Origin of the sequence: Archangium sp. (assembly GCF_036388035.1) — a bacterium.
Classification (GTDB): domain Bacteria; phylum Myxococcota; class Myxococcia; order Myxococcales; family Myxococcaceae; genus Archangium.
In genome coordinates this window covers 1-9,364 of sequence record NZ_DASVSO010000037.1, presented here as the reverse complement: position 1 = coordinate 9,364, position 9,364 = coordinate 1, and the positions used below count along the sequence as shown (strand labels likewise).

Sequence of the window (9,364 nt, the reverse complement as noted above, 5' to 3'; positions counted from 1 at the left end):
TACACGCTGGCGCCGGCGGGCACGTTGGTGATGTCGGTGAAGTACAACCCCACCGGTGTGTCGGCGACGACGGACAGGGGCACGCTCACCCTCACCAGCGATGACCCGGACTACAAGAGCATCGTCTTCGACCTCACCGGCAAGGGGGTGAAGCCCAACCTCGTGCTGAACCCCAACCCACTCTCGTTTGGGGACCAGCGAGTGGGTGCCCCCATCACCAAGACGGTGACGGTGCACAACAACGGGAATGGTCCCATTGACATCAAGACCATCACCAGCGGAGGCAACGCGGCCTTCTCGCTCGTGTCCACGCACAGCCTGCCCTACACGCTCGCGCCGGCGGGCACGCTGGAAATGTCCGTGAAGTACCTCCCCGCCATTGAGTCAACGGAGACGGATCGGGGCACGCTCACCCTCACCACCGAAGATCTGGAGTGGACGAGCGTCACTATCAACCTCACCGGTAAGGGAGTGAAACCCGAGCTGGTGCTGGACCCCCCCGTTCCAACCGCCCTCGCGTTTGGCGACGTGCGTATCAACACCACCGTCACGAAGACTGTGACGGTGAGCAACACCGGCACCGGCCCCATCAACATCACCCACATCTACAAGAGCGCTCCGACGTCCTTCACGCTTGGCAGCCTGCCGAGCCTGCCCCACACGCTGGCGGCGAAAGCCGAACTGAAAGTGTTGGTGACGTACAACCCCACCGCCGTGTCGACGGAGACGGACTCGGGGACCCTCAACCTCCTCTCCGATGACCCGGCGTGGAGAAGTGTCGCGGTGAATCTCACCGGTAAGGGGGTGGCTCCCAACGTCGTGTTCAACCCCAACCCGCTCGCCTTTGGCGACGTGCGTGTGACTTCCACCGTCACGCAGACGGTGACGGTGAGCAACACCGGTACCGGTCCCATCACCATCACCAACATCTCCAGGAGTGGCCACGCGGCCTTCGCTCTCGTCAACCCGCCGAGCACGCCGTTCACGCTGGCCAAGGACCAGAGCCAGCCTGTTTCGGTGAGGTACAACCCCACCACCGTTTCGACGGAGACGGACACGGGCGTCCTCCTCCTCGCCACCGGGGATCCGGAGTTGACGCGCATCACCGTCAACATCACGGGTAAGGGAGTGCGGCCCAACATCGTGTTGGACCCCAACCCGCTCGCGTTTGGCGAGGTGCGCGTGGGCACCGACAGCGTGAAGACGGTGACGGTGAGGAACAACGGCAACGGCTCCGTCGTCATCTCCAACATCACCCAGAGCGGCAGCACGGCCTTCACGCTCGTTACCCCGTCGGGCACTTCGTTGACGCCATTCCCGCTGGCCGCGGGTGCCAGCAAGGTACTGTCGGTGAAGTTCAGCCCCTCTACCGAGACACCGGAACAGGGCGTCCTCACCCTCGCCACCGAGGACCAGGATTGGCCCAGTGTCACCATCAACCTCAACGGCAGGGGGGTGAGGCCTGGTCTGGTGCTGGAGCCCTCCACGGTGCTCGCGTTTGGCGAGGTGCGAGTGGGCACCGACAGCGTGAAGACGGTAACGGTGCGGAACAACGGCACCGGCCCCATCGTCATCAAGGACATCGCCACCGGAACGGGCTCCCCCTTCCAGCTCGTCACCCCGTCGGGCACCTCATTGACTCCGTTCCCGCTGGCGGCGGGCGCCAACAAGGTGCTGTCCGTGAAGTTCAGCCCCTCCGCCGATGCCTCGGCCTCGGACACCCTTACTTTCACCACCGAGGATTCGGAGTTGACGAGCGTTGGGCTCCCGCTCTCTGGGAAGGGAGTCAAGCCTTCCATCGTGTTTGAACCCAACCCGCTCGCGTTTGGTGATGTGCGAGTGGGCACCGACAGCGTGAAGACGGTGACGGTGAGGAACACCGGCACCGGCCCCATCGTCATCTCCGGTATCACCCAGAGTGGCAGCATGGCCTTCCAGCTCGTCACCCCGTCGGGCACTTCCTTGACTCCGTTCCCGCTGGCGGCGGGTGCCAACAAGGTGCTGTCCGTGAAGTTCAGCCCCTCCACCGAGGCATCGGCTGCCGGCAGGCTTATCCTCACCACCGAGGATACGGAGTTGACGAGCGTCGAGCTCCCGCTCTCCGGAAGGGGGGTCAAGCCTTCCATCCTGTTGGAGCCCAACCCGCTCGCGTTTGGTGAGGTGCGAGTGAATACCGACAGCACGAAGACGGTGACGGTGAGGAACACCGGCACTGGTCCCATTGTCATCTCCGACATCATCCAGAGCGGCAGCACGGCCTTCTCGCTCGTCACCCCGGCGGACACTTCGTTGGCGCCGTTCCCGCTGGCGGCGGGTGCGAGCAAGGAGCTGTCGGTAAAGTTCAGCCCCACGGCCCTGAGAACGGAAGAGGGCGTTTTCACCCTCGCTACCCAGGACCCGGACGTGCCCAGCGTCACCATCACTCTCACCGGCAAGGGGGTGAGGCCTAGTCTGGTGCTGGACCCCCCCTCGACGCTCCCGTTTGGGGAGGTGCGAGTGGGCACCAACAGCCTGAAGACGGTGAAGTTGAGCAACAAGGGGACGGGTCCCCTTGTCATCACCGGCCTCTCCACTGGGACGAGCTCCCTCTTCACGCTCGTCTCCCCGCCGGGCACTCCGTTCACGCTGGCGGCGGGCGCCGAGGAAGTGCTGACGGTGAAGTACAGCCCCACCACTGAATCGACGCCCACGGGGACGGGTTCGATGACGGAGGACACGGGTACCCTTACCGTTACAACCAGGGACTCGGACTGGCCCAGTGTTGCCGTCTCTCTTTCCGGCAGGGGAGTGAAGCCTCACCTCGTGCTGGAGCCCAGCCCGCTCGCCTTCGGATCGCAGATTGTGGGCGAAACCAGCACACCCCGAGCGGTAAAGGTACGTAACACCGGCACCGGACCTGTGCGCATCAGCGGCATGTCCATCTCCACGGGAACTCCCTTCTCGATTTTCTCGACGACGACGGCGTTCAACCTGCTGGCGGGTGCGAGCGAAGACATCCAGGTGAAGTTCAGCCCCACTTCCAAGGGGAACTTCTCGGCCACACTCACGCTCTTCACCGATGATACGACTCGGTCCACTGTCACTGTCGCTCTCTCCGGTGCAGGAGTGTCCGAGCTGAAGGTTGAACCAGCCGCGCTGATCGATTTTGGCGATGTCGCGAAGGGTCAGACGGCCACGCGCACCGTCACGCTCACCAATAACAGTACGGCTTCCATCGGGAACTTGTCCGTGTCGGCGTTGACCGGAGCGTTTGGCGCCACTCAACCCCTGTTGAGGACGCTCAACTCCCGCGGTAGCACCACCACCTTCACTGTGAGCTTCACTCCCGATGAGGAGAAGCCATTCTCTACGGCCCTCACCCTGCAGAGTGATGCGGACAACGGCCCTCACGAGTTTTCGATCAAGGGAGCTGGCGTTGTCCCGGAAGCGAAGCTCTCTCTGCCGGTCGAGGAGGCCGCTCCCATCGCCTCTCTCAACTTCGAGGGTGTGCGGGTGAACGCCACCACGCAACTGACGGTGCGGCTCACCAACACGGGCAGGGCCGCGCTCTCGTTCAGCGAGAAGCCCCGCCTGTCGTCCAGCACTGACTCTGGTACCTCTGTCTTCTCCTATCTCGGCCCGGACAACATGACGCTTGCTCCCGGCACCTACATCGATTTCCAGATCGCCTTCCAACCGGCGGCCAAGATCACCTACAGCGACACCCTCATCATCAAGTCGAACGCCAAGAACAGTCCGACAGTGCTGAGCCTGACGGGTTTTGGTGCCGACCCGGAGTTGAAACTCGACCGTACCTCGATCTTCTTCGGAGACGTGCGAGTGGGCTCCCGGAGCGCCGGGGTTCCCGTCACCATCAACAACACGGGCAACGCCCCAGTGAGCCTGCAGAACCTGCCCGTCGCGGGGGCCTTCGAGGTCGCCCTTCCCAAGGAATCGGATGGCGGAACCGTCATGCTGCCCAGGCCTATTTCCGTCCGCGGTTCCTTCACCTTCAACGTGGTGTACAAACCCGCGACGGAAGCGACCGAGAATGGCACCGTCTCCATCGTCACCGACATGACCGAGACGGACGCGGGGACGTTGAAGGTGGCGCTCTCGGGCAATGGCACCACGTCGCGGTTGGCGACGAACGTGAACTCGCTCGATTTCGGCGGGCAGCGCGTGAGGCAGACCAGTGGAGTCCTCCCGGTGATCCTCACGAACCCAGGCAAGGCCGAGTTGGAGATTTCGCAATTCGTCTTCTCCAACTCCATGTTCGACATCTCCAGCCCCCTCACGCGCCCCACCGAAGAGGCTCCGCTGAAGATTGGCGCGGGTCAGCAGAAGACCATCTCGGTGACCTTCACCCCGAGCACGCTGGGTTCGACGAGTGGCCAGTTCTTCATCATCAGCAATGCCGCCAATGCCAACGACGCCGGCACTCTGGGCCTGGCGGGCAAGGGCATCGATGGACAACTCACCATGACGCCTGGCGTCATCTCCTTCGATGGGGACGGCGGTGTGGAGGTGGGAGGATCCGGGGCGCAGCAGTCGGTGATGCTCACCAATACGGGCGAAGCCGCGCTGACCATCTTTGGCCTGGAGCCTCCCGATGGTGGCGCCTTCACCGTCTCCGGGCTGCCCGTCGGTCAGACTGATGCGGGGGTGATCTTGCAGCCAGTGAAGGGGGAGTGGCCGCTTACCGTGACCTTCACGCCCTCCAATCGCGGCTTCGTCTCCACTTCCGCCATCGTCCGAAGCGATTCCGTGACGAACCCCGCTTTCAACATGTTGCTGAAGGGCACGGGGGTGGCCGCGGCCGTGGATCTGCTGCCCAAGGACCTCTACTTCGGTAAGTCCAACGTTGGCGTGCCCACCACCCAGGACATCTCCATCAAGAACGTGGGGGAGCGGGACTTGTATGTCTCGAACATCTCCTTCGCGGATGTGGACGCGGGTGTCTCGGATGCAGGCCTCACAGGTGGGGCGCTGGACTTCGGTATTGGTAGCGGCAGCGACGGAGGAATGACCTTCCCGATGGTGGTGTCGCCCGGAAAGAGCACCCTCGTCCCGCTGAAGTTCACCCCACGCGAGGTGGGCCCGCGCCGGGCCCGCGCCATCGTCTACACGAATGACAAGGTCGTGGAGGCAAGCCTCCTGGGGGAGGGCTCCTCGCCGAACCTGGCGGTGTCGTCGGCCGACCTGGTCGCGGGTGTCCTGGACTTCAAGAGCGTGGTGGCGGGCAAGACCTCCACGGCCCGTGTCCTCAAGCTCACCAACACGGGTAACGGCTCGCTCATCCTGAGCAGGATGACATTGGGCGGGGCGGACGCGACCTCCTTCATCCTGACACCGCTCACGCTGCCCATCACCCTGCAGCCGGGGGCCTTCACGGAAGTGTTGGTGTCGTTGAAGCCAGACGCGGAGCGGCAGTTCTCGGCCCAGCTCGTGATCGAGTCCAACGATGCGGAGACACCGAGCATGACGGTGCCCATGGTCGGCGTAGGCGTCCGCCAGCAGATCGAGCTTTCGAAGACCTCGCTGGAGTTCGGGCAGCAGCTCATCAGCCATACCTCGAATTCACGCAGTGTGTTCGTCACCAACAGCAGCGACACCAACGTCAACCTCACGGGGTTGGGGGTGGAGGGGTCGGGAGCCTCGCAGTTCACGGTGATAGAGCCGCTGGCGACGCAGCTCGTCCTGCCTCCTGGCCAGAAGCAGGAGGTGAAGTTGACCTTCACCCCGCAGACGGACATCGATGTGAACTGCGTGCTGAAGATCTACTTCACCGACCTGTCGCGGCCGCTCGAAGTGGCGCTGCATGGCAAGGGCATCCCCGCGGTACTCTCCATCGCCCCCTCACCGTTGGATTTCGGCGGGGTCCGTATCGGGAGCGGCAAGCGCCTGGGTGCGCTCACCATCACCAACAAGAGCAGCGATACCATCACCCTCGCCGCGCCGGAGGTGCTGGACGGTCGCAGCACCGGCGAGCCGTTCTCTTATGATGGGGCCGACCTGGAGGGGGACGAACTCGCTCCTGGCATGTCCGCCATCATCACGGTGGGCTACGAGCCCAAGGAGGAGTCGCTGTCCGAGACCACCTTGTCCTTTGGCACCACCAAGCCGTTGAAGCCCCGGGCGGTGGATGTCCAGCTCAAGGGCAGTGCCACGAAGCGTCTCCTCTTCGTTGACCACGACAGCCTGGACTTCGGCTTCGTGAAGGTGGACAAGCCGGCGGAGCCCAAGCTGATCACCATCACCAACAGGTCCGCCCAGCAGCAGCGCGTGGTGGTGAAGCTGAGGGATGCGGAGGGTGCGCCCTTCACCCTGGGGACGAAGGAGCTGACCAGCGGCATCGCACCGGGAGGGACCGCTAGCTTCTCGGTGACCTTCGACCCCGACACCGCGGGCGTGGTCGAGAACGAGGCGCAGGTGTGGCTCCAGGGTGCCACCGAGGCCGAGGTGCAGATCCCCCTCAAGGGCCAGGGCACCGCCCTGGTGGGGTCGGGCGGTGGCTGCGCCTGCAACACCACCGAGGCGGGTAGCGCGGGCATGCTGATGTTGCTGGCGCTGGTGGGCCTGGGCTCGCGTCGGCGGAGGCATGGGTAGCCGGATGGCCTTCGACGTCCGGAAGATCCTCGAGCAGCTCGAGACCGGCACCCCCGCGGAGCCTGGGGTGCCGGTCTGGCAGCAGGAGAGCTGGCAGGATCCAGAGGGTTTTGCCAATGCGCTCGCCGTGGCCCACGTGGGCCGCGGCGCGCCGCTCAAGAGTCGCGCGGGTCAGCACTACGACTTCTTCCACGATCTCGTCGTCCGCCACGGCAACACGGACCGCATCGCCCTGCGCAGCTACGACCGGAGGAGTGGCTGGCAGGTACTGGGCTACAAGCAGCTGCACGAGCAGGCCGCGCGGCGGGCCACCGAGTGGGCCCGGCAGGGCGTGAAGGCCGGGGCCAAGGTGTGCCTCTTCTACTCCATCGGGAGCGAGCTGCTCATCTCGCTCGCGGCGGCCCTGGGCCTGGGCGCCTGCATCAGCTTCCTGCCGCCCCAGGGCAAGCGCTTCATCGCACGTCGCCTGGCCGCGCTCGAGCCGGACCACATCGCCGCCGAGCCGCACCAGGTGCTGCTGCTGCATGGCTTCGAGAAGAAGCTGCTGCAGAGCCAGGGGCAGGCCTCTCCGGCCTTCACCTCGCACACGTACAAGCCAGCCGAGCCAGTGGGAATGCTCTTCTCGCCCCTCGTGGAGCCGCCGGGCACGCCAGCGCCGCTGCTCGCGGAGGATGCCTGGCGTGGGGCCCTGGTGGACGGGCTGCTCACCTTCGGCGTTGGTCCCGGTGAGCACCTGGCCGCACCCGGTTGCCACCTGCTGCAGCACCTGCCGGCCTTTCTCTTCACCACGCTGCTGCGTGGGGCCACGTACCTCCACATCGAGCTGTCGGACCTCGAGGCCAACCCCACGCTGCTCACCGAGCACCCGGTGCGCGCGCTCGGTGTCACGCCGGCCCTGCGGGACGTGTTGTTGCGTGCCCGCACGCAGCTCAAGAACGTGGCCCACTGGTTCCGCAACCCCGAGGAGCCCATCGACTGGCTGGCTTGGCGCGCCTGGGTGAAGCAGTGCGGGCTGGCCGCGGTGCCGTCCTCCAATGTGCTCGTGGATCCGTCCGCCGGGGGCGCGGTGCTCAGCTCGCCGCGGCGGGTGAGGGACCTGCACACCGAGGCCCCTCCCGCTCCGGGACGCCGCTGGGCGCTGCATGACGTCAACATGAGCGGCCAGCAGGCGCCGGGAGACCTGGGCGTCTTCACCCTGTTGCCGAACGAGGAGCGTCCGCCTCCCTATCTGGTTCTCACGCGCTCCTATGGCCTGTACCACTACGGGGGACCGCGTACGGCGAGGAGGGAAGGGCGCGTCTACCCGGCCGCCGAGGTCGCCGAGGCCGTGCAGGGGCTGGCCTTCGCCCGAGGCGCCACCGTGGTGCCCGCTCCCACGGGGGGCGTGGTCGGTCACTACCGCTACGTGCTGCTCGTCTTCATTGGCGCACAGGCCCAGCAGGCGAGCACCTGGTTGCAGGAGATCCGCCGCTGCGTCGAGCTCCAGCTCGGGGCCGAGCACCTACCTGATCGCACCGAGTTCATCCCCCTCTACCCTCGAAAGGTGGACGGGCAGGTAGACGAGGCCTGGTGCCGCATGCAGTACCTGACGGGGGCGCTCCATCGGAAGAGCTCGGATCCGCTCTTCCAAGCCCTGACGGCGGTGCGCGGCCACCTGCTGGAAAAAGCGGGGCCGGGTGTGTGAGGATGGTGCGTCCCGCGAGTCTTCGCCAAGGGAGTGCACCATGGGAGTCCAGGTCGTCATGGGGGCCATGCTGCAGTGCAGCTTCGGTGCGGCCCCGTCATCGATGGTGGTTCTGCCCACCAACAAGGTGATGGCCACGACACCGGCGGCCAACATCATGGACAACAAGCCGATGATGAACATCATGCCCTTCGGCGTGTGTATGTCGATGGCCAACCCCACGGTGGCCGCGGCGACGGCGGCGGCCATGGGGGTCCTCACGCCCATGCCGTGCATTCCCGCCACGGCGGCTCCTTGGGCTCCCGGTTGCCCCAAGGTGCTCATCGGCAACATGCCGGCCGTGGACAGCAACTGCAAATTGATGTGCAACTGGGGCGGCGTCATCCAAGTCGTCGTCCCTGGCCAGTTCACGGTGCAAGATGGCTGATGCCGCGAAGTCCCTTCCTCCTCCTCCGCTCGATCTCCACCTCCTCGACAAGCCTCTGGATGTCGAGGCCTCGGACCTGGAGAGCACGGATGAGCGACTGGAGAAGGTCAACGATCTGGTGGCCCGGAGCGCCTACCTCGATGCGGCGCGCGCGGCCGAGGCGGTGCTGCGTGAAGGCGTCTACGACGTGCGGCTGGCGGGCCCCTACCTCTTCGGACTCTTCCTCGAGGGTGGCCTGACGGCGATGCCGCTGATGTTCCACGCGCTGTCCAACACCCTGCTGGGCAACTGGCAATCGTTCGGACCGCGCGAGCGCAAGGACGTCTTCGCCGATGCGGGTCTGCGCTGGATGCTCAAGGTGCTCAACAAGCACCTCGAGCATCACGAGCGCCTCAAGGACGAGACGTGGCAGCGCTGGTGTACCTCCGACAACCGCGAGCCCCTGGAGCAGGCGCTCGCGCTCAGCGAGGAGATCTTCTCCTCGTTCGGCAGGGTGATGCCCCGCAACGGCTGCGAGGCTCCCTTCCGCCGCCTCACTCAGTGGCTGGAGGGCCACCTGCAGTCCCTTCCCGCCGTGGTCGTGCCGGAAGAGCCCGCGCCGGAACTCGTGGATGAGCCCGAGGAGGAAGAGGACCAGGCGAGGGCGCGGCCGACGGAGTCCATGC

The 9,364-nt window shown here is 65.5% G+C and carries 4 protein-coding genes; all 4 read left to right on the top strand.

Annotated elements, in window-relative coordinates; translation table 11 throughout:
• Positions 1-36: 36 nt before the first annotated feature.
• Positions 37-6,588 (top strand): choice-of-anchor D domain-containing protein, encoded by a 6,552-nt coding sequence (locus tag VF697_RS01705; RefSeq protein ID WP_331091599.1) that lies wholly within the window; start codon positions 37-39, stop codon positions 6,586-6,588.
• A gap of 4 nt (positions 6,589-6,592) precedes the next feature.
• A complete protein-coding gene (locus tag VF697_RS01700) occupies positions 6,593-8,272 on the top strand; it encodes a long-chain fatty acid--CoA ligase (protein WP_331091597.1) in 1,680 nt (559 codons plus the stop codon).
• A gap of 40 nt (positions 8,273-8,312) precedes the next feature.
• Entirely contained in the window at positions 8,313-8,699 is a 387-nt protein-coding gene (locus VF697_RS01695; RefSeq protein WP_331091595.1) for a DUF4280 domain-containing protein, read from the top strand.
• Positions 8,692-9,364, top strand: a 673-nt coding sequence (locus tag VF697_RS01690; RefSeq protein WP_331091593.1) for a type VI secretion system protein IglI family protein, incomplete at its 3' end; no start/stop codon positions are given. The genes VF697_RS01695 and VF697_RS01690, both read left to right, overlap by 8 nt.